The organism is Mesorhizobium sp. M0571 (genome assembly GCF_040320985.1).
Taxonomy (GTDB): domain Bacteria; phylum Pseudomonadota; class Alphaproteobacteria; order Rhizobiales; family Rhizobiaceae; genus Mesorhizobium.
The window spans coordinates 192,495-216,323 of the sequence record NZ_JAMYQT010000006.1 but is presented as its reverse complement, the minus strand read 5'-3'; the positions used below and the strand labels follow the sequence as shown (position 1 = coordinate 216,323).

23 protein-coding genes, 1 tRNA gene and 3 pseudogenes are annotated in these 23,829 nt (G+C 61.5%); 17 read left to right on the top strand and 10 right to left on the bottom strand.

What is annotated here, in order from left to right; translation table 11 throughout:
- The first annotated feature begins 20 nt into the window (after window positions 1-20).
- The 6 genes and pseudogenes from nodS to NKI85_RS10555 all read left to right on the top strand — a co-directional run.
- A complete protein-coding gene (gene nodS / locus NKI85_RS10580) occupies window positions 21-617 on the top strand; it encodes a nodulation methyltransferase NodS (RefSeq protein ID WP_352776728.1) in 597 nt (198 codons plus the stop codon).
- Between the two features lie 35 nt (window positions 618-652).
- A pseudogene (locus NKI85_RS10575) lies at window positions 653-886 on the top strand (carbamoyltransferase N-terminal domain-containing protein); the annotation flags it as partial.
- A gap of 55 nt (window positions 887-941) precedes the next feature.
- Window positions 942-1,853, top strand: a complete 912-nt coding sequence (gene nodI, locus NKI85_RS10570; protein WP_023719311.1) for a nodulation factor ABC transporter ATP-binding protein NodI — start codon at window positions 942-944, stop codon at window positions 1,851-1,853.
- Window positions 1,854-1,856: 3 nt separating this feature from the next.
- On the top strand, window positions 1,857-2,645 hold the full coding sequence (locus NKI85_RS10565; protein ID WP_352516374.1) for an ABC transporter permease: 789 nt from the start codon (window positions 1,857-1,859) through the stop codon (window positions 2,643-2,645).
- Between the two features lie 67 nt (window positions 2,646-2,712).
- A complete protein-coding gene (locus NKI85_RS10560) occupies window positions 2,713-3,663 on the top strand; it encodes a LysR family transcriptional regulator (RefSeq protein ID WP_352776714.1) in 951 nt (316 codons plus the stop codon).
- A 31-nt stretch (window positions 3,664-3,694) separates the two neighbouring features.
- Window positions 3,695-3,957, top strand: a pseudogene (locus tag NKI85_RS10555) (hypothetical protein); the annotation flags it as partial.
- Between the two features lie 77 nt (window positions 3,958-4,034).
- On the opposite strand, the pseudogene NKI85_RS10550 reads toward NKI85_RS10555, so the two are convergent.
- Window positions 4,035-4,415 (bottom strand): annotated as a pseudogene (locus NKI85_RS10550) (transposase domain-containing protein); the annotation flags it as partial.
- A 436-nt stretch (window positions 4,416-4,851) separates the two neighbouring features.
- On the opposite strand from NKI85_RS10550, the gene NKI85_RS10545 reads away from it, so the two are divergent.
- The 4 genes from NKI85_RS10545 to NKI85_RS10530 all read left to right on the top strand — a co-directional run bounded on the left by NKI85_RS10545 (window position 4,852) and on the right by NKI85_RS10530 (window position 10,983).
- Window positions 4,852-5,643, top strand: coding sequence for a calcium-binding protein (locus NKI85_RS10545; protein WP_352776713.1), 792 nt, complete (start codon window positions 4,852-4,854; stop codon window positions 5,641-5,643).
- A gap of 396 nt (window positions 5,644-6,039) precedes the next feature.
- On the top strand, window positions 6,040-7,809 hold the full coding sequence (locus tag NKI85_RS10540; protein WP_352776727.1) for a type I secretion system permease/ATPase: 1,770 nt from the start codon (window positions 6,040-6,042) through the stop codon (window positions 7,807-7,809).
- On the top strand, window positions 7,784-9,097 hold the full coding sequence (locus tag NKI85_RS10535; RefSeq protein ID WP_352776712.1) for an HlyD family type I secretion periplasmic adaptor subunit: 1,314 nt from the start codon (window positions 7,784-7,786) through the stop codon (window positions 9,095-9,097). Before NKI85_RS10540 ends, NKI85_RS10535 begins: the two co-directional genes overlap by 26 nt.
- Before the next feature lie 668 nt (window positions 9,098-9,765).
- Entirely contained in the window at window positions 9,766-10,983 is a 1,218-nt protein-coding gene (locus tag NKI85_RS10530) for a tyrosine-type recombinase/integrase (RefSeq protein WP_352776711.1), read from the top strand.
- A gap of 21 nt (window positions 10,984-11,004) precedes the next feature.
- Here NKI85_RS10530 and NKI85_RS10525 read toward each other — a convergent pair.
- Window positions 11,005-11,080, bottom strand: a tRNA-Ile gene (locus NKI85_RS10525).
- A 172-nt stretch (window positions 11,081-11,252) separates the two neighbouring features.
- Here NKI85_RS10525 and NKI85_RS10520 point away from each other — a divergent pair.
- Window positions 11,253-11,963: an SIMPL domain-containing protein gene (locus tag NKI85_RS10520; protein ID WP_352523363.1), complete on the top strand. Its 711-nt coding sequence runs from the start codon at window positions 11,253-11,255 to the stop codon at window positions 11,961-11,963.
- A gap of 133 nt (window positions 11,964-12,096) precedes the next feature.
- On the opposite strand, the gene NKI85_RS10515 is transcribed toward NKI85_RS10520, so the two are convergent.
- The gene (locus tag NKI85_RS10515) at window positions 12,097-12,453 is read right to left on the bottom strand and encodes a hypothetical protein (protein WP_352776710.1); all 357 of its coding nucleotides are present in this window, start codon (window positions 12,451-12,453) and stop codon (window positions 12,097-12,099) included.
- A gap of 248 nt (window positions 12,454-12,701) precedes the next feature.
- Window positions 12,702-13,148 (bottom strand): YcgN family cysteine cluster protein, encoded by a 447-nt coding sequence (locus NKI85_RS10510; protein WP_352523406.1) that lies wholly within the window; start codon window positions 13,146-13,148, stop codon window positions 12,702-12,704.
- Between the two features lie 223 nt (window positions 13,149-13,371).
- Here NKI85_RS10510 and NKI85_RS37910 point away from each other — a divergent pair, with 223 nt between their 5' ends.
- Together NKI85_RS37910 and NKI85_RS10495 are read left to right on the top strand one after the other, a co-directional pair.
- Entirely contained in the window at window positions 13,372-15,522 is a 2,151-nt protein-coding gene (locus tag NKI85_RS37910; RefSeq protein WP_502896043.1) for an OmpA family protein, read from the top strand.
- A 237-nt stretch (window positions 15,523-15,759) separates the two neighbouring features.
- Complete coding sequence (locus NKI85_RS10495; protein WP_352523358.1) at window positions 15,760-16,275, top strand: TIGR00645 family protein; 516 nt, start codon at window positions 15,760-15,762, stop codon at window positions 16,273-16,275.
- A 30-nt stretch (window positions 16,276-16,305) separates the two neighbouring features.
- On the opposite strand, the gene NKI85_RS10490 is transcribed toward NKI85_RS10495, so the two are convergent.
- The gene (locus NKI85_RS10490; protein WP_352523357.1) at window positions 16,306-17,172 is read right to left on the bottom strand and encodes an SDR family oxidoreductase; all 867 of its coding nucleotides are present in this window, start codon (window positions 17,170-17,172) and stop codon (window positions 16,306-16,308) included.
- Between the two features lie 180 nt (window positions 17,173-17,352).
- Between NKI85_RS10490 and NKI85_RS10485 the strand changes: the two genes are divergently transcribed.
- Both NKI85_RS10485 and NKI85_RS10480 read left to right on the top strand, forming a co-directional pair.
- Entirely contained in the window at window positions 17,353-17,619 is a 267-nt protein-coding gene (locus tag NKI85_RS10485; protein WP_352523356.1) for a type II toxin-antitoxin system VapB family antitoxin, read from the top strand.
- Window positions 17,616-18,005 (top strand): type II toxin-antitoxin system VapC family toxin, encoded by a 390-nt coding sequence (locus NKI85_RS10480; RefSeq protein ID WP_352776708.1) that lies wholly within the window; start codon window positions 17,616-17,618, stop codon window positions 18,003-18,005. The genes NKI85_RS10485 and NKI85_RS10480 overlap by 4 nt, the downstream gene beginning before the upstream one ends.
- Window positions 18,006-18,012: 7 nt before the next feature.
- Here the strand turns inward: NKI85_RS10480 and NKI85_RS10475 are convergent, their stop codons facing one another.
- Window positions 18,013-18,648 carry a helix-turn-helix transcriptional regulator gene (locus tag NKI85_RS10475; protein WP_352523353.1) on the bottom strand — a complete coding sequence of 212 codons (636 nt, stop codon included), beginning with the start codon at window positions 18,646-18,648 and terminating at the stop codon, window positions 18,013-18,015.
- 7 nt (window positions 18,649-18,655) lie between these two features.
- Window positions 18,656-19,525: a S1C family serine protease gene (locus NKI85_RS10470; RefSeq protein ID WP_352523352.1), complete on the bottom strand. Its 870-nt coding sequence runs from the start codon at window positions 19,523-19,525 to the stop codon at window positions 18,656-18,658.
- A gap of 170 nt (window positions 19,526-19,695) precedes the next feature.
- On the opposite strand from NKI85_RS10470, the gene NKI85_RS10465 reads away from it, so the two are divergent.
- Window positions 19,696-20,643, top strand: coding sequence for a S1C family serine protease (locus tag NKI85_RS10465; RefSeq protein WP_352523351.1), 948 nt, complete (start codon window positions 19,696-19,698; stop codon window positions 20,641-20,643).
- A gap of 103 nt (window positions 20,644-20,746) precedes the next feature.
- Here NKI85_RS10465 and NKI85_RS10460 read toward each other — a convergent pair whose 3' ends face one another.
- Together NKI85_RS10460 and NKI85_RS10455 are read right to left on the bottom strand one after the other, a co-directional pair.
- Window positions 20,747-21,658 carry an arginase family protein gene (locus NKI85_RS10460; RefSeq protein ID WP_352523350.1) on the bottom strand — a complete coding sequence of 304 codons (912 nt, stop codon included), beginning with the start codon at window positions 21,656-21,658 and terminating at the stop codon, window positions 20,747-20,749.
- Between the two features lie 116 nt (window positions 21,659-21,774).
- Entirely contained in the window at window positions 21,775-22,197 is a 423-nt protein-coding gene (locus tag NKI85_RS10455) for a VOC family protein (protein WP_352523349.1), read from the bottom strand.
- A gap of 66 nt (window positions 22,198-22,263) precedes the next feature.
- Here NKI85_RS10455 and NKI85_RS10450 point away from each other — a divergent pair, with 66 nt between their 5' ends.
- Window positions 22,264-22,890: a TetR/AcrR family transcriptional regulator gene (locus tag NKI85_RS10450; RefSeq protein WP_352776707.1), complete on the top strand. Its 627-nt coding sequence runs from the start codon at window positions 22,264-22,266 to the stop codon at window positions 22,888-22,890.
- On the opposite strand, the gene NKI85_RS10445 is transcribed toward NKI85_RS10450, so the two are convergent.
- Window positions 22,823-23,779, bottom strand: coding sequence for a LysR family transcriptional regulator (locus NKI85_RS10445; protein ID WP_352523405.1), 957 nt, complete (start codon window positions 23,777-23,779; stop codon window positions 22,823-22,825). The two genes, NKI85_RS10450 and NKI85_RS10445, sit on opposite strands and share 68 nt — an antisense overlap.
- Window positions 23,780-23,829 lie beyond the last annotated feature (50 nt).

Genomic DNA, 23,829 nt, shown 5'->3' with positions numbered 1-23,829 from the left:
GGACGAGTTTGACCCAGAACATGAATCATCAGTTGCTCGATCGGGAATTGGCCGCAGACGATCCGTGGCGCCTCGACGGCAATCCGTTCGAGCGGGAGCGCCAAACGCAAATGCTCCAGCTGGCGCTTGCCCAAGGCTCCATTACAAATGCCCTCGAAGTCGGGTGCGCTGCCGGCGCATTCACGGAAAAACTAGCTCCCTACTGCCAAGGGCTCACCGTCATCGATGTCGTGGCGCAAGCGATTGCTCGAGCACGTCAACGGATAAAGGAGCCGTCGCGCATCAACTGGATAGTCTCCGATGTTCAACAGTTTTCGACCGACCAGTTGTTTGACCTGATCGTTGTGGCGGAGGTCCTATACTACCTCGAAGACATAGCCGAGATGCGCGCGGCCGTCAAAAACCTGGTGCGGGTGCTTGCGCCAGGCGGGCATCTGATCTTCGGATCGGCAAGGGATGCTAATCGCCGTCGCTGGGGTCACGCCGCTGGTGCTGAGCCGGTCATCGCCATGCTGAACGAAACGTTGATCGAGGTAGAGCGTCTTGAGTGTCGGGGCGAGTCGGCTAACGAACACTGCTTGCTCGTCCGTTTCCGGAACCCGCTTTCCGCTTCCTGATGAATCGAATTTATCGCCGTTAACGTGGAGACACTATGCGCATCTGTGGTATCAAGCTGACCCATGACGGGGCGATCGCCCTTGTCGAGGATGGACGGCTCGTCTTCTGCGTTGAGCAGGAAAAGCGGCACAACAATCCGCGTTACCAAACCATCGATAATCTCGACGCAATTGTCGCCGCTTTGGCGGAACAGGGGCTAAATCCTTGTGATGTCGATCAATTCGTTATCGACGGCTGGGATGGCGAAGACGAGTCACAGTTTCAGGTCGGGCAGGCAACCAAGCAACCGCCAGTCTTGGCGACCCTCTCGGTAAAATGAACCCATGTCCATGGTAGCGATCGATCTTACTGACGTAAGCAAAACTTATGACAAGCTCGTTGTCGACAGACTGTCGTTCCGCGTTGCAGCGGGGGAATGCTTCGGGCTCTTGGGACCGAACGGTGCGGGCAAAAGCACGATTGCGCGTATGGTCCTCGGCATGACATCGCCTGATGCGGGGAAGATTACTGTGCTCGGCGCTCCAGTGCCGGCGCGCGCGCGTTTGGCACGTATGCGCATCGGCGTGGTCCCGCAGTTCGACAATCTTGATACCGCGTTCACTGTACGCGAGAACCTGTTGGTGTTCGGGCGCTACTTCCGGATGAGCAGACGCCAGATCGAAGCGGTTATACCGTCGCTGCTTGAGTTCGCCCGCCTCGAGAACAAAGCGGATGCGCGCGTCGCCGAACTGTCCGGCGGCATGAAGCGGCGCCTGACGCTCGCGCGTGCGCTGATCAATGACCCGCACTTGCTGGTGATGGACGAGCCGACCACCGGCCTCGATCCGCAGGCCCGCCACCTGATCTGGGAACGGCTGCGATCGCTGCTGGCGCGGGGCAAGACTATTCTTTTGACTACCCATTTCATGGAAGAGGCCGAGCGGCTGTGCGATCGGCTGTGCGTTATGGAGGAGGGGCGCAAGATCGCCGAAGGCCGCCCGTCCGCACTCATTGACGAGCAGATCGGCTGTGACGTGGTCGAGGTCTACGGCGGCAATCCGCATGAACTGGGTGCGCTGATCCGGCCGTACGCACAGCGCATCGAGGTGAGCGGTGAGACGCTTTTTTGCTATGCACCCGATCCGGAGCAGGTGCTGGTGCAGCTACGCGGGCGCGCGGGTCTACGCCTTCTGCAGCGTCCCCCCAATCTCGAGGATGTGTTTTTGCGGCTAACCGGGCGCGAGATGGAGGACTGAACAATGGGCGAACGTTATGCGGCGGGCATGCCCGCCAATGCGTGGAATTGGGTCGCGGTTTGGCGCCGCAACTATCTTGGATGGAAGAAAATCGGGCTTGCATCGGTTCTCGGCAACCTCGCCGATCCGATGATCTATCTGTTCGGTCTCGGCTTTGGCATCGGAACAATGATAGGTCCTGTTGATGGCACTTCGTACATTGCGTTTCTCGCGGCTGGCATGGTTGCCACAAGCGCGATGGCATCGGCGACCGCTGAAACGGTTTACGGGAGTTTCGGCCGCATGGACCACCAGCGCACCTGGGAAGCAATGCTATGCACTCAGCTGACGCTCGGCGATATCTTACTCGGCGAATTGGCGTGGGCAGCCACCAAGGCCCTGATGGCGGGCACAGCAATCACTATTGTTGCCACCACGCTCGGCTACGCATCGTGGCCATCCATCCTCTGCTTGCTGCCAGTCATCGCTCTCAGTGGCCTCGCCTTCGCGAGTCTAGCGATGGTCGTCACGGCGCTTGCGCCCAGTTATGAATATTTCATATTTTATAATACGCTTGTTATAACACCCATGCTGTTCCTTTGCGGCGCGATGTTTCCGGTCAACCAATTGCCCGGCGCTTTTCAGGACGTCGCCTCCTTGTTGCCGCTCGCACATGCAATTGACCTCATTCGTCCGGCGATGCTTGGCCGTCCGGCCGGCAGCATGGGCCTGCATATCGGCGCGCTTTGCATATACACGGTTTTGCCGTTCTTCCTATCGGTTGCTCTATTTCGTCGTCGGCTGATGCGTTGACGCTACTCACCATTCGTAAAATTGATTCTTTGGGCGATACCCATCCACGCGTCGGATAGGTCAATACATGCGTTTTAAGGGACTCGATCTAAATCTCCTCGTTGTGCTGGACGCTTTGATCAGGGAGCGTAAAGTCACCGCCGCGGCCCGCAGTATTAACCTGAGTCAGCCGGCCATGAGCGCCGCCGTCGGTCGGTTACGCGCCTATTTCGGCGATGAGCTATTTACGATGAACGGCCGCGAACTCATTTTGACACCGCGCGCGGAGGGGCTCGCCACAGCAGTCCGGGAGGCATTGCTGCACATCCAGCTGTCGATTATTTCCTGGGACGCCTTTAACCCGGCCCGATCGGATCGTCGCTTCCGCATCATCCTTTCCGATTACCTCACACTCGTATTTTTTAAGAAGATCGTAAAGCGTGCTGCGCGGGAAGCTCCCGCCGTCCGCTTCGAATGTCTGCTTATTTCCGACGACCCCGAGGAGCTTCTCCGGCGCGGCGACGTTGATTTTCTGATTATGCCGGAAGTGTTCATGTCGAAACATCCTCGCGCAGCCCTGTTCGAAGATATACTCGTATGCGTAGGCTGCGGCACGAACAAGCAGCTGTCAGAGCCACTTACATTCGACCGATACTTGTCGATGGGGCAGGTTGTGCTTAAATTCGGGGACACCCGGCAGCCCTCCATCGAGGAATGGTATTTGCTCGAGAACGGTTTCGAGAGACGTATCGAGGTCGTCGTACAGGGCTTTAGCATGATCCCGCCCCTTCTATCAGGCACCAACCGCATCGGGACAATGCCCTTACGGCTGGCGCAGCATTTCGCAAAATTAACACCCCTGCGGATTGTCGAACTTCCGCCGCCACTTCCTGCCGCATTCACGGAGGCCGTCCAATGGCCTGCGCTTCACAATAATGATCCGGCAAGCCTATGGATGCGGGAAATGATGTTGCAGGAGGCATCTCGTATGATTACCCCGCCTAAGAGCACCGGACGTCTCAGTTGTCGGCCGAATTGAGAAACTGACCCCCTCGGTTATGAGAGGAGGCATGGATGGCGATTGGGATTGGGCGATTCCTGCATTGTCGAGAACGATGCAGGGAGAGCAGATCCTTCAGCCTGAAGAGGTGGCAGCGATGCTGCGGCTGCATGAGCTTGGCTGGGGAACCGACGGGCGTAGGAATTCGGGTGCGCGCGCAACACGGTGCCTCGGTATCTAAGCGAGGGCGGGACTGTTCCGTTTCGCAAGCCTGTGCGGCCGACCGCGTTTGACGGACTGGACGATTGGCTGCGGGAGCGCTTCTTCCCCCATGGCTCGGGCTGGATGACGATCTCGACCCGCTCCAGATGCGCCGGGAACGCCTTGCGCGGTCGCGCAGCACGTCGCGGCTCGCCTGTCGGTCTTGCGGCCTCGAGCTCGGACTCAATCGCGCCGAGCCCGGTCTGGATTTCGTCGAAGGCGAAGGCCTGCTGGTCACGTTCGAGCTTCTCGGAGCTGCGACCGAAGCGGCGCGCGCCAGCTGCTTGACGATCCCATGAAGGTCGGCGATTCGCTCCTGGGCAGGCTCGTTGAGTGTCGCCATCCGGACGATCTCGGCCTTGAGTGTTTCGCTCCGGAGTTGTTGCAGTTCGGCCTTCTCCGCCGCCATGGCGACGAACATCGCCTTGAGCGTATCGATTTCGTGGGGACGGGGCGAAGCGCTTCTCGTCATGACGCCGACAGAAGCTTATTGTGCACGGCCTGAAGCCCGCCTTTTGCGCCTGAGTCACTTCGCCACCGCCTTCCGGCCGGACGCCGTCGCCGTTCGGCTCGAACGCGTGTCCAGTCCATGCCTTCGACGAGCGCCATCAGTTTCGGCGCGGCAAGCCGATCACGCCGTTCTCCGCCAGCGGAACTTGTCCTCGTCCAGCGCTCACGGTGCGGGTATGCCGGCGTCGAGCAAACAGAGAGAAGTTTGGGGCCCAACCAGGACGGCCCCGTTACGAAGTTCGTCCTGGTCCCGGTTTGAGTGTCGAATCTTCATCGATTGCTTGGGCGACCAGCGTCCCCGCCGCCAGCGAGCCCGCAACTGCTCAGCAGAAGGGCGAAGTGAACGTGAATGCATCCATTTCGTAAATGTGTGTCTATCCAAGCAATCGATTTCTCTAATTATCCGATGAGGAATATCAACGCGTCAGGCAGGGTGCATCATTAGGAGTATTTTCGATGGCAAAGATTATCGAGGGTGGCCCGGGTGCCGAAACACTCATCGGCACCGAGCTTGACGATTGGATGGAGGGTTTCCAGGGCGGTGACTGGATTGACGGTCGTGGCGGCAACGACGAGATCTCGGGTGGCCCGGACAGTGACCGACTCATCGGCGGCAAGGGTAACGACCGCATCTTCGGCGGAGATGGCTGGGACGATCTCTCCGGCGACAACGGCCGCTTCAACCCGCGCGTCTCCGGTGAGGACAATGACAGGCTCAGCGGCGGTCCCGGCCAGGATGTCCTCTACGTGGGTGACGGCCAGGACACGTTGACCGGGGGCCCCGACAGTGACACGTTCGTGTTCCAGTTCCACAATCCGGTGCCTGGGGTTGTCGGGTCGAAGTCGGACATTACCACTATCACCGATTTCAACCCGGCGGAGGACAAGTTCGCCTTCGATGCGGTGGGCCTCTACAATGACGGTTTTGGCGCGAACTTCGTCAACAACGCCAGCATACAGTCCGGCTACCCGGTGAGCAGCTTCTACAGTGGTGCGGCCTCGGGTGCGAACGGCGAACACGTCGTGGTAATCACTGGCGAATCTTTCAACTCTGCTTCTGAAGCCGCGAGTGCGATCTCCGGCGAGCACGCCGGCGACATCATTGTCTACCAAAGCAGCTACACCGATAGAGTCGCAACTCTGGCCTATGTCACCGCCGACAACAGCGCGCATGAATTCGTCCACCTGGGCGGTGTGGTCACCGTGGCCGACCTAGGCCTGACCGCGTCGGACTTCACCTTCGTTTGATCCAGAAAACCCATACGGAACAGCGCCCCGCCCCCCGGGGGCGGGCGCTTTCCGTTTCCGCTACGTGCGATGGGCCGGGGCGCCCGGGAGCAGTCGCAGCGTGTACAGCTTGACGAAGCCCTGCACGTCGCGCTGGTCGTACACCGAAATCTCCCTGAAGGCGTGGAGGCGGAAGCCTGTTCGGGCCCTTGCGGCCGGCCACGATGACGTTGCCCTTCCAAACCTTCAGCCGGACGGTGTTGTTGTTGACCCGCTCCATTAGATGCCAAACCAAACATATTCGGCGGGAGCACTGATCCTCAATCAGCGAGCGGATGCAGTCGGTCGCCGCTCGGGGAGCAATATGGGGAGCTGGGTCGCCAGATCCTCACGGAGACCTACGTGAGTAACCATTCCTTGAAGGATTCAGCTTTGAGACCTTTCCCTCTGACTTCCGCTATTTGGGGAATTCTGTTGATCAGCGGCGTGGTGAACGTGCTTGCGCTGATCTCGCCGCTGTTCATGCTTCAGGTCTACGACCGCGTTCTGGCAAGTGGCAGCGTATCGACGCTAGTGGGGCTCGTCGTGCTTGCTACAGGGCTTTATGCGTTCCAGTGCCTGCTCGACATTTTGCGCGCGCGCGTGCTGCTGCGGATTGGCGAGCGTTTCGATGAACAGTTTTCCGGACGCGTTCACGATGCGATCGTTCGACTTCCGCTTTCAACGCGCATGCCGGGCGACGGCTTGCAGCCGCTTCGCGACCTCGACAATGTTCGCGGATTCTTAGGTGGAAACGGTCCGACGGCGTTCTTCGATCTGCCATGGATGCTGCTTTATCTTGGCATTTGCTTCCTACTTCATTTCTGGATTGGCATGACGGCACTTATCGGGGCGATCGGTCTCACATCTCTGACACTTCTTGCCAACACTCTCTCGCAACGGCCGATACGCGATACCGTTGCCCACAACATGGCACGCATTGGTCTACTGCAAGCAGCGCGTTGCAATGCCGAGGTCGTGCAAGCTCTCGGTCTCGGAAAGCGGATCGCTGCCCGATGGCACAAGGCCAATGCCAAGTATCTGGCCGCCAACCGGAAAGCCGGGGACGTGGCAGGCGGGCTCGGTGCCATTTCAAAGTCGCTGCGCGTGCTGCTGCAATCGGCCATTCTTGCCGTCGGCGCGTACCTTGTCATCAGGCAGGAGACTACGGCCGGGGTCATGATTGCCAGTTCGATCACGATGGGGCGTGCGCTGGCTCCGGTCGATCTGGCCATTTCAAGCTGGAAACCCTTCCTCATGGCGCGCCAGGGTTGGGCGCGGCTGGAGGACCTCCTGGGAAAGGTTCCTGAAACCGCTCCTGTTATGCCAATGCCTGCACCTGAACGCGAACTCCGCCTCGAAGGCGTGACAATCGTTCCGCCCGGCGAAAGGAAGCCGACCGTGACCGGCCTTGCGTTTGCCGTTCAGGCGGGAAGCGCACTCGGGATCATCGGTGCATCGGGTTCGGGCAAGTCGACACTCTCGCGCGCCATCGTCGGCGCATGGGCGCCGGTCGCCGGAAAGGTTCGCATCGACAGCGCAAGCCTCGATCAATGGGACCGGGAAGCGCTAGGCCGTCATATCGGCTATTTGCCGCAAGGTGTTGAACTGTTCGACGGCACCATTGCCGAAAACATCGCTCGTTTTGAAGACGATCCTGACCCTGAGGCTATTGTCGCCGCGGCGAAGGCAGCGGGCACGCACGAACTGATCCTCCGATTTGAGCACGGCTACGAAACTCCGATTGGTGAGGCCGGATCGGCACTTTCCGCCGGGCAGCGCCAGCGTATCGGTCTTGCCCGTGCCCTTTATCGAGACCCTTTCCTTGTTGTGCTGGATGAACCCAATGCCAATCTCGATGCGGAAGGCGAGGCTGCGGTCGTTAAGGCGATCGCCTCCGTGCGCGAGCGCAAGGGCATTGCGGTTGTCGTTGCCCATCGGCCGAGCGCCCTCCGCGCCGTGGATTTGGTGTTGGTGATGGAAGGTGGACGGCAGCGAGCATTCGGTGCGCGTGATGAAGCGCTTTCCAAAGTCCTTAAGGGGGCAGCGATGGCATCAGGCGCTGGGGTCAAGGCCATCGAGTCTACACAGGATAACGAGCGCGCTGACATGGAGGATCCCGGTGTCCGGCATTCATCAGAACAATGACGTTTCCAGGTCCATTCGCCGGCACCTGGTGGCGGGCCTTCTGGCGAGCGTGATCTTTGTGGGAGGAGCCGGAGCCTGGGCGGCCTTCACGAATCTCTCCGGCGCGGTTGTCGCGTCCGGACACTTTGTCGTCGATTCCTATGTGAAGAAGGTGCAGCACCCGACCGGCGGGGTGGTGGGAGAAATCCTGGTGAGCGAAGGTGATAAAGTAAAAGCCGGCGACATCCTCATGCGGCTCGACGCCACCCAGACGCGCGCCAATCTCGCTGTAGTCACCAAGCGGCTCGATGAGCTGGCCGCCAACCTGGCACGACTCGAAGCTGAGCGTGACGATCTGGCGGAGATCGCCTTCCCGGACTGGCTGCTCGCCCGCAGAGATGTTCCGGACGTAGTTTCGGCAGTACATGGCGAGACGCGGCTGTTCGAATTCCGCAGACAATCCCGCGACGGAAGGCAGGCGCAGCTAGCGGAACGCATCACTCAATATGAGCACGAGATCGAGGGACTCAAGGCGCAGGAAATTGCTTGTGAGAAAAGCACCGAGATCCTCCAAAAGGAAATTGCTGCCCTGAGTGGGCTGCGCGACCAAGGCATTGTCTCGGACCAACGCTTGAACAGTCTGAAGACGCAGGTTGCCACTTTCGGCGGCGAACGCGGTGAGAAGATTGCACATCAGGCACAGACGGCAGCCCGCATAGCCGAAACGCGCCTGCAGATCCTGCAGATCGATCCGGATTTCAAGACGGAAGTCGGCCAGGAGCTCAGAGAGGTTCAGGCGCAGGTTGGGGAGTATGTTGAGCGCAAGGTGGCGGCTGAACAGGAACTGCGACGGATCGATATTGTCGCGCCGCAGTCAGGCGCCATTCAACAACTCGCAGTTCATACGGTCGGAGGAGTGATCACGCCGGCCGATCCGATTATGCTAATCGTGCCGGAAGGCGACGATCTTGCGCTTGAAGCACGAATCACCCCGAAGGACATCGACCAAATCCAGCTTGGTCACAAGGCCGTGCTGCGGATGTCAGCCTTCAATCTGAGGACCACGCCGGTATTGAACGGATATGTCAGCCGGATCGCAGCCGATCTGGCGACGGACGAAAAAAACGGCGTTTCGTATTACCTGGTGCGTCTGTCGGTTCCGCATGCGGAACTGACGAAGCTCAAGGACCTGACGCTCGTGCCCGGCATGCCGGCCGAAGCGATGATCCAGACGGGCGAGCGTACGGCGCTTTCTTATTTTGTGAAGCCGCTGTCGGACCAAATCAGTCGCGCATTCCATGAGGAATGAAAGTGATCCACAGAAATATTTTGTTATTCTTGTTGGTTGTTACGCATGCATGAGAGTCATAACCGTCTGAAAACACAACCATGCCGTTCCTCAGTTGGATTGCGCCTCTGACTCAGATACGTGGTTCCGCGGTCATTTTGCCCTTGCAAGTCGCCGCCCATTCAGTTCTTGGCCTCGAGCGCATTAAGATACCCATCATCGTACACAAAGGCTGGAAAAGAGTCCGGTGTCTTGAGCGATCCTAGGTCTGGAGACCTAGGGTGAGCCTGCAAGCACAGGGCCAGGATATGATTGAGCGTCTGCAATATTCGGACAGGTGCATAGAAAGACAGGCAGGCGCCAAAGACGCGCTTTCAACGCACTAAACCGATGCTGCGCACCCCGAGCGTCTTGCCGCCCTCGCTCCCGCCGGTAGGAATCAATCGCGAGCAGGCTGCGACTTTCATCGGCGTAAGCTCAACGACCTTTGATGAAATGGTCCAGGACGGCCGGATGCCGCAGCCACGAATGCCGAGCAAGGGGCGCATTGTTTGGGACGTCGAGGAACTTGTATTGGCGTTTCGAAAGCTCCCTCACCGCCAAATCGGAGGAGCACCAAAGCTTGACGAAGATTCGCCGCCACTAGACAATCCTTGGGATCGAAAACCACGAACATGACGGATGAGCCCGTGAAGGTCGATCTTAAGGGCGTAGTGAAGGACACTGATCGCCACGGCAATGATCGGTACTATTTTCGCGCACCGGGTCGGAAGAAGGTCCGGCTCCGTGAACCGACCGGCAGCGACGAGTTCCTCGAGGAACTGCGGTGCGCGCGCGCCGAGGTCACTTATGTTCGGCCCGGCACTCTTCCCGAGATTTGCCGGCGCCTCCCCAAGCCTTCCGAGCCAGCGAAGAAAGGCACGTTGCTGTGGCTTTGCCAGGAGTATTACCGTCGGGGCGGCACGGAAATCACCCAAGACACTATGGCGCGCCGACGAGCAATTCTGGAGCGCGTATGCGAATTACCTCATCCCCTCGAAGGTGACCCGGATCCTCAGTATCCCACCAAGGGATCTCTGCCATTCGCCGGTATGAAACGGTCTCATGTTAAGGAGATCAGGGACACCAGGCTCGACGCCCTTGGCGCGGCAAACAATATCGTAAAAGCCATCAGCGCGATGTTTGAGTGGGCAAAGGACACAGAGATTCCGGGCGTCGACTCCAATCCCGCCCGCGGCATCAGACGGCTAAAGAGCGGCGACGGCTGGCACCCATGGGACGTGTCGGAGATCGTTCAATATGAGAAGCGGCATCCGCTGGGTACCGCAGCCAGACGTGCGCTCTCGATCTTCATGTTTACTGGCCTGCGGTTGTCCGACGTCGCGATCTTCGGTCGACAGCACATCACGCTCGTCTACAACGAGGAGACCGAGCAGTGGGAGAAGTGGATCAGAATTAAGCCTGGGAAGACCAGTCGTAACAAGGATGCGGTGTTGGTGGAGCTCCCGCTTCTGCCCGAACTAGAGGCGGAACTTGAGCACACGCCCTCCGACCAGATGACCTTCCTGGTCAATGAGTATGGTCGCCCGTTCTCGGAGAACGGTCTGGGCAACAAGATGCGCCAGTGGTGTGATCAAGCTGAGCTGCCGCACTGCAGTGCTCATGGAATTCGCAAGGCCGGCGCGACGATCGCCGCTGAGAACGGCGCGACGCACGAGCAGCTGAAGGCGATATATGGGTGGACTACGTACCAGCAGCCCGACCACTACATCAAGAAAGCGCGTCGCCGGAAGGTAGCGAGAGCGGCGAAATACCTGCTGGTTATCGATCGAAAAGAGAACAAAATTGTCCCACTTTCTGAGGGGGTTGAAAGAGGTGGGACAAAAGTCGCCAAAAAATCCAATTAAATCAACGGCCACAAAAGCCAATGGTGGGCCCGGAGGGACTCGAACCCCCAACCAAGCGGTTATGAGCCGCCGGCTCTAACCATTGAGCTACAGGCCCCACGGCGCTGGATTAGTGTTTTTCCCTGAACCGCACAAGGCTTTCCGAGCAGGCGTTCCAAGGGGCTGGCAGAGATCGCCCAAATCAGCCCATATTGATAACCTATTGCACGTAGCCCATTGGACGCCGCTCAACACTCGGCTGTCTTGGGATCGCAGATCGAGGAGATTTCATGACCAGACGTATTTTGCCCCTGGCAATTGCCGCCGCAATCGCATTTCCGACGATCGCCGGGGCCGCCGATTCGCCGCCGCCACCGCGCATCGTCGTCACCGGCGAAGGCGAGGCGGCGATAGCACCCGATCTGGCTCTGCTGACGCTCAGCGTCATGCGCGAGGCCAAGACAGCACGTGCAGCGCTCGATGCCAATAACGACGCCATGGCCGCGGTGATCGCCGCGATGAAATCTTCCGGCATCAAGGAGCGCGACCTACAGACCGCGGGCATCCAGATCAACCCGCGCTATAACTACACCAACAAGCCCGACGGCAGCCAGGAGGCCGAGCTTGTCGCCTATCAGGTGACCAACACGCTTTCGGTGCGCATCCGCGACATCGACAAGACCGGTGACATTCTCGACAAGGCGGTGTCACTCGGCGTCAACCAGGGCGGCGGCATCTCCTTCTCCAACGACGATCCGGCGGCAGCCGTCACCGAGGCCCGCAAGAAGGCCGTCGCCAATGCTATGGCGAAAGCCAAGACGCTGGCCGAAGCGGCCGGCGTCGGCATCGGCCGGGTCCTGGAAATCACCGACCAGAATTTCGCACCACCGCCGATGCCGATCAACGCCAAGGCTTTCGATGCCGCCGGCGCATCGGTTCCGGTGCAAGCCGGCGAAAATTCCTATACCGCGCAGGTGACGGTGACTTTCGAACTGAAGTGATCATCGCTCGCAGCATGAAAAACCCCGGAGGATCGATCCCCCGGGGTTATTTGAGCCGCGCCCTTCCGTCCTGGCGGAAAGGGGCTCCGCTACTCTACCGGCTGCAAGTCAGCCGGCCGCAAGCCCGAAGATCTTAGCGATAGAGGACCGGACAGCCGCGGTCGTTGGCGAATACGATCACCACGCGGTCGCCATACTGGCGGCCAGCGACCTTGACCGTACGGCGGTTGATGTCGATGATGCGGATGCGGTGCAGGCCCATGCGTTCGGCCTTGTCGAGGGCACGCTCCGGCGAACAGGACCGGCGCCAGTTGCCATGACGGCGGTGTTCGCGGTAATTGCCATCGTCGTCGCCGGTATAGACGCCAACGCGCGGGTCCTGGTTGTTGCCGAAGCCGAGATAGATGCTGTCTGCATGGGCCGGGATGGCAGCAAGCGTGCCAAGGCCGACAAGAGCCGAAAGAGCCGCCATCTTGATGGTGTTGAACATTGTAATTCTCTCCTTGTTGAGGGTTTCCACCCGTTTTCTTCAAACCGATGGGAGGAGAATGCACCCGTCTGTCTGAATTTTTTACGAACCGGCCGTTCATCTCCAGTTCATGCGGCAGAAACGGGGATAGTCTCTCGCTCCTGGAACCGGTGCTATGGACGGCGGTGCTATATAGGGTGGATGGGCATAGGTGGATGGGCAACGTCCGTTTTGCCGTCGGTTCCGCGTCCTCGATTCCGGAGTGACTCCTACGGCTCGTCAGCGAGCATATGGTCGAAATAATCGTCCGGCTCGGCAAGGTCGGTCTCGCTGGCGCTGACGCGGCCGCGCATCGAGATGCCGGCCTCATGTACGGTCTCGTCGCTTCCCGACACCAGCCGGTGCCACCAATAGAGATCGCGGCCCTCGGCAACCAGCCGGTAGGCGCAGGTCTTGGGCAGCCAGCTGATGGTGCGCACATTCTGCGGCGTCAGCCCGACGCAATCTGGAACGCGCGCCAGCCGGTTGGCATAATCGGAGCAGCGGCAGCTTCCGGCGTCGAACAGCCGGCAGCCGACGCTGGTCCAGTAGATATCGCCGGTGTCTTCGTCCTCGAGTTTGGCCAGGCAACATTTGCCACAGCCGTCGCAGAGCGATTCCCACTCGACCGGGGTCATCGCCTCGAGCGTCTTGGTTTTCCAGAACGGCTTTTCCATTGTCGGCATGTGGCCCTCGGACGCGTCAAGGTCAAGCACGGCAACGCGTGCACCCTCGTCCGAACCATACGCGGGGACCATACGCCGGGACATACGAATGACATGAAGTCGCCTTCAAAACGCCGGTCAATCGCCCTGTACCACCGCTAAAACCTACAAACAGGAACCAAACATGGTTGCTGAAAGTTTGGGCGGGGATGGGACGCCACAAGGAGTGTTTATGATGAAACGCCAACCACGGATTCTGGCAGGCACGGCGCTTGGCCTGTTGATGGCGTCCGCGCCGTTAGGCGCGTTCCCGCTGCAAGGCAGTGCCGCATTCGGCCCCGCCCAGAACAGCGCAATGCTTATCCCGGCGCAGTCGAATTGTGCCGAAGGCGAGTCGGCCGAAGCCTGCGCCCAAGGCGGAAAGTCGGAGCCGGAACGGAAGCCTGGCAAGAGGCGCGACCGGCAGCAGCAAACCGAAGCGGCGCCCGCCGAACAATCGAGCGAGCCCGAGCAGAAGCCGCGCAGGAACAAACGCGAGCAGCAGCAGAGCGAATCCGCACCCGCCGAACAGCTTGCGCCTTCCGGCGAAGAGCAGGGCAATCAACGCAGGAAGAAAAACAGACAGCAGCAGCAGATCGAAGCCGCACCGGCCGACCAGCAGGCCGCTCCTGCGAACGATGATCAGCAGCAGCAAAAGCCACGCAGAAAGAAGCGTGACCAGCAACGACAGGAAGCCGCACCTGCTGAACAACCCGCCGAGCAGCTTGCCCCTGCAAACGACGATCAGCCGCTCACGCCGCGCAGGAAGAAGCGCGACCGGCAACAGCAGGAAGCCGCGCCTGCCGAACAGCCGGCCGAGCAGGCTGCCCCCGCAAACGACAACAACCAGTTGGGCAATCCGCGCAAGAGGAAGAACAAGCAGGACCAGCAGATCGAGGCGGCGCCGGCCGAACAGGCGCCGCGCAAGAAGGAACGCCCCGCCGGCGAGCCTCTCCCACAGACCGAGCCACTTCCAACCGACAAGCAAGCGGCTCCTGTCCAAGGCGAACAGCCCCAGGACCAGGCGAAAAAGCGCGGCAAGAAGCCCGTTGGGGAAGAGCCGGTGACAGGCGAACGGCAGCCCGCAACCGGTGAGCAGCCCGCCACGGGCGAACAGGCAGCACCCGCCGAGGGTGGGACCCCTGCTCAGGGCGAAGCCGCGGCCAACCCGAACGAGGCGCCCATCCTCGACAGCCAGAAGGATGTCAGGCGCAGGCACGGCAAGGACCAAGGCGGCCAAAACGCGGGTCGCCAAAATGGCGGCAAAACGGGTGGTCAGGAGAGCAACCAGCCTGTCGAGCAGAACGGCAACCAGGCGGAAGTCTCGAAACCGGCTCCAGTCGACCAGGGACCGCCGCCCACCGACGACCGGACAGCCCAGCAGGAGATCAAGCCTGAAAAGATCGCTCCAGTGACGGAGGAAAAAGGCAAGCGCATCGAGCGCTCGGCCGATTTCGAGGACGTTCGTCGTAGGCGCCGCCCGCAAGGCGCCAACGTTCTCAGGGAATTCGGCGACCGCGTCATCCTTCAGTTCAACAACCAGACTTACGTGGAAAGCAGCGATGCACCGCGCATGCACCGCGGCGCCAGAAATGTCTATTATGAGGACCTGTCGGGCGATCGCACCCGGGAAATCGTCGAGCGTGACAATGGTGTCCAGATCGTCACCATCCGCAACCGCTACGGTGATGTCATCCAGCGTTCACGCATCGCGCCTGACGGGCGCGAATATGTGCTGAGCTATGTCGACGAGCGCAACTATGACGATGATGCAGACTGGCGCGACCCGGGCGACGACCTGCCGCCGATGCGCCTTACCATTCCGCAAGAGGAGTACATTCTGGATTCCGAAGAGGTCGAGGATCCGGACGACTACTACACCTTCCTCGAACGGCCGCCGGTGGAGAGGGTCCAGCGCCTCTATTCGATCGACGAGGTCAAGCGCTCGGCCCGCGTGCGTGACATCGCCCGCCGGATCGACCTCGACACGCTCAACTTCGAGTTCGGTTCGGCTTCGATTTCCGACATCGAGGTCCAGAAGCTGGAGGGTGTTGCCAACGCCATGGAGAAGCTGCTGAAGAAAAACCCGGCCGAAACCTTCCTGATCGAAGGCCATACCGATGCAGTCGGCACGCCGGAAGCGAACCTCGCTCTGTCCGACCGCCGCGCCGAGGCGGTCGCCGAAGCTCTGACCAATGCCTTCGGCATCCCGCCGGAGAACCTGACGACACAGGGCTATGGCGAGGAGTATCTCAAGGTAGACACGTCGGGACCCAATCGTGAGAACCGCCGCGTCGCCATCCGCCGCATCACCCCCTTGGTGGCGCCGGTGGCCAGCGCCCAATAAACCGCAATGTGAACCGCGCGATTCGATCAACCATTGAATCGCGCGGTCATCAATCTTGAAACGCGCGATCACCAATCCCAAATTCTGGACAGGGCGTTCCCTGCCCCGTCCCGACTCCAGCGGGACACACGAGCCCCGCCGGTCCCCTCCCGGCGGGGTTTCGTTTTTTAGGACCTTGCAAACCGCCGCAGCCTGCCCGAAATACGGCGCTCCGACAACGGAGCCCGGAACCGCCGCATGAAGCGCCTCGAACTCGCCGTCGAATCGATCATTCTCGCCTCGCGCTGGCTGCTGGTCGTCTTCTATCTCGGACTGGGCGCGGCGCTTGCCATCTATGCCGTGTCCTTCGGCAAGAAGCTGTTCGAGTTCGTTTCCGTGGCCTTCACGCTCGACGACACCGACACCATCCTGAAGATGCTCGGCCTCATCGACGCCGCGCTGGTCGCTTCGCTGGTGGTGATGGTGATCATCTCGGGCTACGAAAACTTCGTCAGCCGCTTCGATGAAAATGACGGCAAGGTGCATTGGCTGGGCACAATCGATGTCGGCTCGCTCAAGGTCAAGGTCGCCTCGACAATTGTCGCCATTTCCTCGATCCACCTCTTGCAGGTTTTCCTGAACTCGGTCTCCTACACGACCGACCAGCTGATGTGGCTGACCGTCATTCATCTGGCCTTCGTTCTCTCGGCACTTATGCTTGCCTATATCGACCGGCTGATGGGTCTGGGCAAAGCCAAGAAGGCAGAGGAGTGAGCACGCGTCGGTGCCCGCTTGATATTTCTGTCAGTAGATACTTTGGATTTGGGTATCCGTCCGGTCGAACACCTCGTCCGGCACAAAAAAGTCGCCGGCGAGCGGACCCGTCGTGCCCGGCGCATAGGCCGATAAATCGCTGACGCCCTCGGCGCGCAGCACTTCTTCGTCGATGTAGAAATTGCCGGTCGCCTCGCGCGACGGCCTGACCAGAATGGCGTATGCGGCATCGGCCATGATGTCGGGCGAACGGCTCATCGCCGCCACCGTCGCGCCGCCCAGGAGGTTGCGCACCGCCGCCGTGTCGATGGTCGAGATCGGCCATAGCGAATTGACCGCGATGCCGTCCCTGGCGAACTCCGCGCTCATGCCCAGCGTGCACATCGACATGCCAAACTTCGCCATCGTATAGGCGACATGGTTCTTGAACCACTTGGCCTTCATGTCGAGCGGCGGCGCCAGATTCAAAATGTGAGGATTTTCCGCCAACTTCAAGTGCGGAATACACATTTTGGAGACGAGAAAAGTGCCGCGAGTGTTGATCTGGTGCATCAGGTCGTAGCGTTTCATATCGGTCTCCAGCGTACCGGTGAGCTGGATGGCGCTGGCGTTGTTGATGCAGATGTCGATGCCGCCGAACGTCTCCACGGTCTTGGCGACGGCTTCGGCGACCTGTGCTTCGTCCCGGATGTCGCACAGCGCGGGCAGCGCCTTGCCGCCGGCCTGCTCGATCTCTTGCGCCGCCGTGTAGATCGTCCCCGGCAGCTTCGGATGCGGCTCGGCGGTCTTGGCCGCGATCGTCACATTGGCGCCGTCGCGCGCGGCGCGCAGCGCAATCGCCAGCCCGATGCCGCGCGACCCGCCGGAGATGAACAGCGTCTTTCCCTTGAGCGACATCCTTGCGCCTCCCTGTGCTACTCTCTTTTCTCCTTGCGATCCTTGCCTGCACCGCCGACGGATACAAGCGCCCCTAACCCTTAGCGGTGGTGACGCTACGGAGGATCGTGGATTTCGCGGGGCGCGTTGAAACTGACGGCAACTTGGTATATATTCTATACGAGAAGGGAGAATATATAAATGGCTTTGTCGATCAAGAATATGGAGGTCGAGCAACTGGCACGTGAGCTCGCCCGCCGCCGCCGGGTATCGGTGACGGAGGCCATCCGTCAAAGCCTCGAGCGCGAGGTTGCGCGCGAGCGGCTTGTGCCGCGCGACGACACCGGTGACCTTTTTCAACGTCTGATGGCGATTGCCGAACGAGCCGCACGAATACCGGAGCGCAAAGACGCGATGAGCGACGATGAAATTCTCGGTTACGACGAGCTGGGTATCCCGACGCGATGATCATCGATTCCTCGGCGCTGGTCGCCATTTTACGCACGGAGCCGGGCTACGACCGCTTCGTTTTGGCGATCGCCCAGGCTGGAAGACGTTTGCTTCCGGCACCGACACTGCTCGAAACGACAATGGTGCTCGTCGGCCGCTGGCAGGACCAGATTATCGATCGCTTCGAAGCCTTTTTGCGCACCGCCTCGATCGAGACGATGCCCTTCACGGCCGACCACGCCGCGGTCGCTCGTCAGGCGTTCCTGCGCTATGGCAAGGGCCGGCATCCGGCAGCCCTCAACTTCGGCGACTGCATTGCCTATGCTACGGCCCGTATCGAAGCCATGCCATTGCTGTTCAAGGGCGACGATTTCCGGCTGACCGACATCGAACCGGCTGTTTGATCCACGGTTAGACCAGCACCAGGCCCTGCCGCATGGCGATGGCGATCGCATCGGTGCGGTTGGCAGCACCGAGCTTCGTCAGGATCGCCGCGACATGGAACTTCGCCGTGTGCACGGAGATGTTCAACCGCCGCGCGATAACCTTGTTGGGCGCGCCTTCGGCCAGCAGTGCCAGCACCTCGCTTTCGCGCGGCGAAAGCGTCGGCCGGACGATATGCTCGTCAGTCGGCTCCTCCTCGAACCGGTCGCTGTCATGAAAGGCAAAATCGTCATGCCGGTCGGACAGAGCGTGGCTGTCACGAGAGACACGGTAGCCCGCCGCCGCCAGCCGCGCGGCGGCGGCGATCAGCAACTCGTCCGCTGCCGCCGGCAGCACGGCAAACACTGTATCGGCCGGCCGCTGCCGGGTCGCCCGCGACGACAGCAGCACCCGGGGCATAGCGGCGTCGACGAGCCTGCCTTGCACGTCATGATCATCGACGATGGCGACATCCATCGCCCCGCTCCCGTCGACTTCGCCCGCCAGAACCGGCCGCAGATCATCGGTCGCGGCAAGAGCTGCGGACAGACTTCGCGCGCGCTCGACGTCGTCGAGGGCGATCAGCACCGTCAGCCGTCTGCCAGCGACCTCACCGCTTACCATCTATCCCTCAGCTCAGTGGCTTTTCGCCGATGGTCAAGGAGACCTCACGGTTCTCGCCGCCGCGCACCACGCCGAGCGTCACCAAGGCGCCGGCGCTGTCCGGCCCGAGCTTGCGGATCAGTTCGCGCGGGCCATGCACCGCCTCTGCGTTCCACGACACGATGATGTCGCCGAGACTGAGACCGGCCGCTTTCGCCGGGCCGTTATCGTCGAGGCTCATCACCATGGCGCCCTGTGTATCACCATTGCGGACCGGATGCAGACCCGCGCCAAGATAGCCGCGCGCCACATGACCCTTCTCGCGCAGCGTCGTGACTGCCCGCTCGATCGTCTCGTAAGGCATGACCAGCGCCCGCCGGCGCGGTCCGAACAGCAGCATGCCGATCAATCCGCCCTTGGCGTCGAGCACGGGGCCGCCCTCGAAACGGCCACCGGCATTGACGGCAAGGTTGATGCGCTGGTCGATCGTGCCGCCGCGCATCGAACGCCAGGCCGGACCGACCTCGCCGACCGTGCCGAAGGTGGCGAGCGCCGCACCGCCGCTATTGCCCGCGACGATCGCCAGATTGCCCGGCCGCACCGCATCCGCCTTGGTCAGCGACGGCATGCTCGGCGCGCCGGCCGGTTTCAAAACGGCCGTGCCGGTGGACGGGTCGCGGCCGACCAGTTCGGCCTTGACTGTTTCGCCCGAAGAAAACGTCAGCTCGATCTCCTCGCCGGCCTCGACCGACTCCTCGGCAGTGACGAAATAGCCGTCCCGCCAATGGAAAGCAGTTGCCGTGCGGTGGTGCGTCGCGAAGCTGGCCGTCGCTGGTGCCGCAGCTGCCGCTATGTCGGCAATGGCGTCGGAAAACGTGCTCAGATTGAAATCGCTCATGATTTGTCTCCTGGGTTCTTCGTGACCCAGATATCGCTCGGCAGGGCGTTCGCGAATACTCGCCTGACGGCTAGTTGGGCGTTTGACTGGCCATCTGGTCAGGTCGCGGCCGGTCTAGCCGCTCCGCACATATAGGCATCCTTCATTTTAAAAGACACGGAGCCCCGCAGATGGCCCTGCCCGCCCAGCAATTGCAATATGACGATGCCCTTCTCGATGCCTATTCGGCGACCGTCGCCGATGCCGTCGACCGCATCGGACCCGCCGTCTGCCGCATCGAGCGCGTCGGTGGCCCCGGCGGCCATGGCTCCGGTTTCGTTATCGCGCCGGACGGGCTGGTCGTCACCAACTTCCACGTCGTCGGCGATGCGCGCAGCGTGCGCGTGTCGATGCCGGACGGCGCCTCCAGGGAGGGCCGCGTGCTCGGCCGCGATCCCGACACCGACATCGCGCTCGTTCGCGCCGACGGCAGCTTTGCCGATATCGCGCCGCTCGGCGATTCCAAGCGTTTGAGGCGCGGCCAGATCGCCATTGCCATTGGCAACCCGCTCGGCTTCGAATGGACCGTCACATCAGGCGTCGTCTCGGCGCTCGGCCGCTCGATGCGTGCCTCCACCGGCCGGCTGATCGACGACGTCATCCAGACCGACGCCGCGCTCAACCCCGGCAATTCCGGTGGGCCGCTTGTGTCTTCGGCGGGCGAGGTCATCGGCGTCAACACCGCGATGATCCATGGCGCGCAAGGCATCGCCTTTGCGGTTGCCTCCAACACCGCCAATTTCGTCATCTCGGAAATCATCCGCTTCGGCCGCGTCCGCCGCGCTTTTATCGGCGTTTCCGCCGACACCACCAACCTGCCGCGCCGCGCAGCACTTTTGTCGCAAGTGTCGAGCAGCACCGCGGTGCGCCTGCGCAGCGTCGAGAAGAACAGCCCGGCGGACAAGGCTGGCCTCAGGGAAGGCGACATCATTGCCGCCATCGACGGACGGCCGGTCACCGGCGTCGACGATCTGGTGCGCATGCTCGACGCCGAGCGCATCGGCCACGAGACGCTGTGCACGGTGGTGCGCCGCTCCGGCATTACTCAGGTCACGGTGATGCCAGTGGCGCGAAGCTGAGCTCTCGACCATGATCCCGAAAAGTGGGAACCGGTTTTTCGGACAAGATCATGGTCAAACAAAAGATAGAGCCCCATCCCGATCCATCGGGATGGATGAGGCTCTATCGCGGCGCATAGATCCGGCTAAGCAGCGAGACCAGCAGCGCTGCCAGCTCGCCAGTCGGATCGAGATCCGGATCGAAAATGGTCATGTCCATTCCGGTGCAGCGCGGATCCGCCACCAGCGCCGCGAGGATGTCGACGAGATCGTCCGGATCGATGCCGGGGCTGCCCGGTGAATCCACCGCCGGCATCACTGTCTGATCGAGCGCATCGACGTCGAAATGCACCCAGTAGGGCCAGCCGGTTCGCGCCAGCGTGTTCCAGGTCTTGTCCAGGACCTTCGCCGCGCCAAGCTCACGCACGGCAAAGACGTCGATCAACGTCATCGCGGTCGAATTGATGTCCGGCCAGCCGAAGTCGGGGTTGCGGTTCTCGCGTTCGCCGATCTGTATCACCTGTTCGTCCGCCACAAGCGGTCTTGCGATATCAGGCCAGTCGGTCAGCAACGGCTCACCACGTCCGGTTGCAAGCGCAAGGTCCATGCCGGGGGCCGAGCCGAGTAAGGCGTTGACGTCGTAGTTGCCCGGATGGCGGAAATCGCTGTGACCATCGACATGGACCAGTGCAACCGGACCATATCGCCGTGCGGCAGCCAGCGCGCCAAGCAGGACGGCGCAGTCGCCGCCCACGACCAGCGGGAACTCGCCTCGTCCCAGCGCGCCGGCAACGACCTCGGCGAGTGCGAGATTGAAGCTGCGTATCGCGTTGCCGTTGCGCAGCCGGGTGCCCGGCTGTGGCTCGGTGAGATAGGCGGGCCGATCAAGATCAACCACCTTGGCGGGCGAAAGCATCTCGACCAAGCCGGCTTCGGTCAGAGCCTGCGGCGCGTGCCAGGTCCCCGGTATATGATGCGGCCGGAGCGGACGGAGGCCAAGGTTGGAAGGTGCGCGGACAAGGCAGATTTCACGCATGGAGAAGGCCCAAGATTGATGAACCCTAACCATAGACCGCAAAGGCGTGATCGGCCACGCGGCTGAAGCCTTCACGTCGCGTCTGCCGACAGTTCCTGCCAGCGGCGCTGTCTCGCTCAGCCCGCCGCGCCATCGGCATATTGCGCCAGGAATTCCGGGCGCGGCGGGATCGGCCTGATCACGTCGATCAGCACGCCGTTGGGGTCGCTGGTGATGAAATGGCGCTGGCCGAAGGGTTCGTCGCACAGCGTTCGCAGGATCGGCAGGCCGGCGGCGGTGATCCGCTCATAGATGGCATCCGGATCCCTGACCTCGAAATTGATCAGCAGGCCCGACGTGCGGCCCCGCCCTTCCTCCGGGATCGTCTCATGATCGCCCTGGACGATGCCGAGATTGACGCGGCGATCTTCGGCTGAGCGCAGATGCACGTACCAGTCGGCCTCGAATAGCGGCCTGAAGCCGAAATGCGCGACATAGAAGGCTGTCGTGCCGGCAACGTCGCCCGTCATCAGCACCGGATAATAGCTCGTCGTCCTCATCTTTCCTTCTCCTAGCGAATAACATACAGTCTGCATGTATATTGAATTAACATACAGGCTGCATGTATGCAAGAAGAATCCACGCGCCGCTCCAACCGCGATCGCACCGAAGCGACCCGCGCAGAACTCATCGCCGCGGCGCGAAAACTGTTCACCGAAAAATCCTATGCCGAGACCGGCACACCTGAGATCGTCGCAGCCGCCGGCGTCACGCGCGGCGCGCTCTATCATCACTTTGCCGACAAGCAGGCGCTGTTTGCCGCCGTGGTCGAGCAGGAGGCGCAGGCTGTCGCGGAAGAGATCGAGCGCGCTTCGCCGCCCTCGCTGCTTGCCCGCGACGCGCTGATTGCCGGCTCGGATGCCTATCTGGTCGCTATGCGCGCTCCCGGCCGCACGCGGCTCTTGCTGCTCGACGGACCGGCCGTGCTCGGCCGCGCCGCCATGGACGCGATCGACAACCGCCATGGCAACCGTTCGCTGCGCGAGGGCCTTGTCGCCGCGATGCGCTCGCAGTCCATGGCGAGATTGCCGGTGGAAGCGCTGACCGCCTTGCTTGCCGCCGCCTTCGACCGCGCAGCGCTCGCCATCGAAGCGGGCGCGTCGACCGAGGACTATCGCGCCGTTCTCATGGCGCTGATCGACGGTCTATCTCCGACTCCTCCTCAGGCACCTCGCCCGGCTCGAACTCGTTGAAGCAGCCGAGCTGGCGCTTGAACTGGTCGATCAGCCAAGCCGCCGCCGGTTTCGGACTGCGGTCGGCCCGGTGCATCGCATAGAGTGGCGAACGCACCTCGCTGAACGGCTCCAGATCCAGTTCCACCAGCCGGCCACTCGCCAGATCGTCGGCAATCAGCCAGCGCGGCAGCCCACCCCAGCCCAGCCCCTCGCGCATCAGCATATGCTTGGTACGCAGATCAGTCAGCCGCCAGGTGCGGTAGGCAAAGACCCCAAAGTCGCGCCCCTTGGTGCGCTCGGACTGGTCGGTGACAACGAGCTGAGTGTGTTCGCGCGCATCCTCGATCGCCACCGGCTTCGGCAGCAGCGCCAGCGGGTGGCTGGGCGCGGCGGCCAGCACTATCGACATGAAGCCGATGCGCACGAGGTGGACGTCGACCTCGCCCAGCAGGCCGCCAACACCGAGATCGGCGTGCCCGCTGACGACATGATCGGGGATCAGGCCGAGCGTGCCGATATGCAGGCGCAGCATCACGGTCGGAAACCGGGCCTCGAACGCCTTCAGCACCCGCACCAGCACCGGTGAGGGCAGCGCCGCATCGACCGACAACGCCACTTCGGCCTCCAGCCCCTGATGGTGGCCGTCTACGCGCGAGCGGATGCGCTGCAGCACACCCGTCATGCGCCGCGCATCCTCCAGCATCGCCCGGCCGATCTCGGTCAGTTGCGGCTCGCGCATACCCTCGCGCTCGAACAGTTTCAGCCCAAGCTGCGCCTCGAGGTTGGCGATGCCATAGCTGATAACGGACTGCGCCCGGTTGAGCTTGCGGCCGGCGGCCGAGAAACTGCCGGCTTCGGCGACGGCCACAAAGATCTGAAGTTGGTCGAGCGTCGGGTTGGGTTGCATCATAATATCCACTTTATAGATGGATAGTATAGAAAATATACCAGTTTTTC

What these genes read in the sequence shown, in the direction of transcription:
- nodS (WP_352776728.1), top strand. Translation starts at nt 21, where the DNA reads ATGAATCATCAGTTGCTCGATCGGGAATTGGCCGCAGACGATCCGTGG.
- nodI (WP_023719311.1), top strand. Translation starts at nt 942, where the DNA reads ATGTCCATGGTAGCGATCGATCTTACTGACGTAAGCAAAACTTATGAC.
- NKI85_RS10565 (WP_352516374.1), top strand. Translation starts at nt 1,857, where the DNA reads ATGGGCGAACGTTATGCGGCGGGCATGCCCGCCAATGCGTGGAATTGG.
- NKI85_RS10560 (WP_352776714.1), top strand. Translation starts at nt 2,713, where the DNA reads ATGCGTTTTAAGGGACTCGATCTAAATCTCCTCGTTGTGCTGGACGCT.
- NKI85_RS10545 (WP_352776713.1), top strand. Translation starts at nt 4,852, where the DNA reads ATGGCAAAGATTATCGAGGGTGGCCCGGGTGCCGAAACACTCATCGGC.
- NKI85_RS10520 (WP_352523363.1), top strand. Translation starts at nt 11,253, where the DNA reads ATGACCAGACGTATTTTGCCCCTGGCAATTGCCGCCGCAATCGCATTT.
- NKI85_RS10515 (WP_352776710.1), bottom strand. Translation starts at nt 12,453, where the DNA reads ATGTTCAACACCATCAAGATGGCGGCTCTTTCGGCTCTTGTCGGCCTT.
- NKI85_RS10510 (WP_352523406.1), bottom strand. Translation starts at nt 13,148, where the DNA reads ATGGAAAAGCCGTTCTGGAAAACCAAGACGCTCGAGGCGATGACCCCG.
- NKI85_RS37910 (WP_502896043.1), top strand. Translation starts at nt 13,372, where the DNA reads ATGAAACGCCAACCACGGATTCTGGCAGGCACGGCGCTTGGCCTGTTG.
- NKI85_RS10495 (WP_352523358.1), top strand. Translation starts at nt 15,760, where the DNA reads ATGAAGCGCCTCGAACTCGCCGTCGAATCGATCATTCTCGCCTCGCGC.
- NKI85_RS10490 (WP_352523357.1), bottom strand. Translation starts at nt 17,172, where the DNA reads ATGTCGCTCAAGGGAAAGACGCTGTTCATCTCCGGCGGGTCGCGCGGC.
- NKI85_RS10485 (WP_352523356.1), top strand. Translation starts at nt 17,353, where the DNA reads ATGGCTTTGTCGATCAAGAATATGGAGGTCGAGCAACTGGCACGTGAG.
- NKI85_RS10480 (WP_352776708.1), top strand. Translation starts at nt 17,616, where the DNA reads ATGATCATCGATTCCTCGGCGCTGGTCGCCATTTTACGCACGGAGCCG.
- NKI85_RS10475 (WP_352523353.1), bottom strand. Translation starts at nt 18,648, where the DNA reads ATGGTAAGCGGTGAGGTCGCTGGCAGACGGCTGACGGTGCTGATCGCC.
- NKI85_RS10470 (WP_352523352.1), bottom strand. Translation starts at nt 19,525, where the DNA reads ATGAGCGATTTCAATCTGAGCACGTTTTCCGACGCCATTGCCGACATA.
- NKI85_RS10465 (WP_352523351.1), top strand. Translation starts at nt 19,696, where the DNA reads ATGGCCCTGCCCGCCCAGCAATTGCAATATGACGATGCCCTTCTCGAT.
- NKI85_RS10460 (WP_352523350.1), bottom strand. Translation starts at nt 21,658, where the DNA reads ATGCGTGAAATCTGCCTTGTCCGCGCACCTTCCAACCTTGGCCTCCGT.
- NKI85_RS10455 (WP_352523349.1), bottom strand. Translation starts at nt 22,197, where the DNA reads ATGAGGACGACGAGCTATTATCCGGTGCTGATGACGGGCGACGTTGCC.
- NKI85_RS10450 (WP_352776707.1), top strand. Translation starts at nt 22,264, where the DNA reads ATGCAAGAAGAATCCACGCGCCGCTCCAACCGCGATCGCACCGAAGCG.
- NKI85_RS10445 (WP_352523405.1), bottom strand. Translation starts at nt 23,779, where the DNA reads ATGCAACCCAACCCGACGCTCGACCAACTTCAGATCTTTGTGGCCGTC.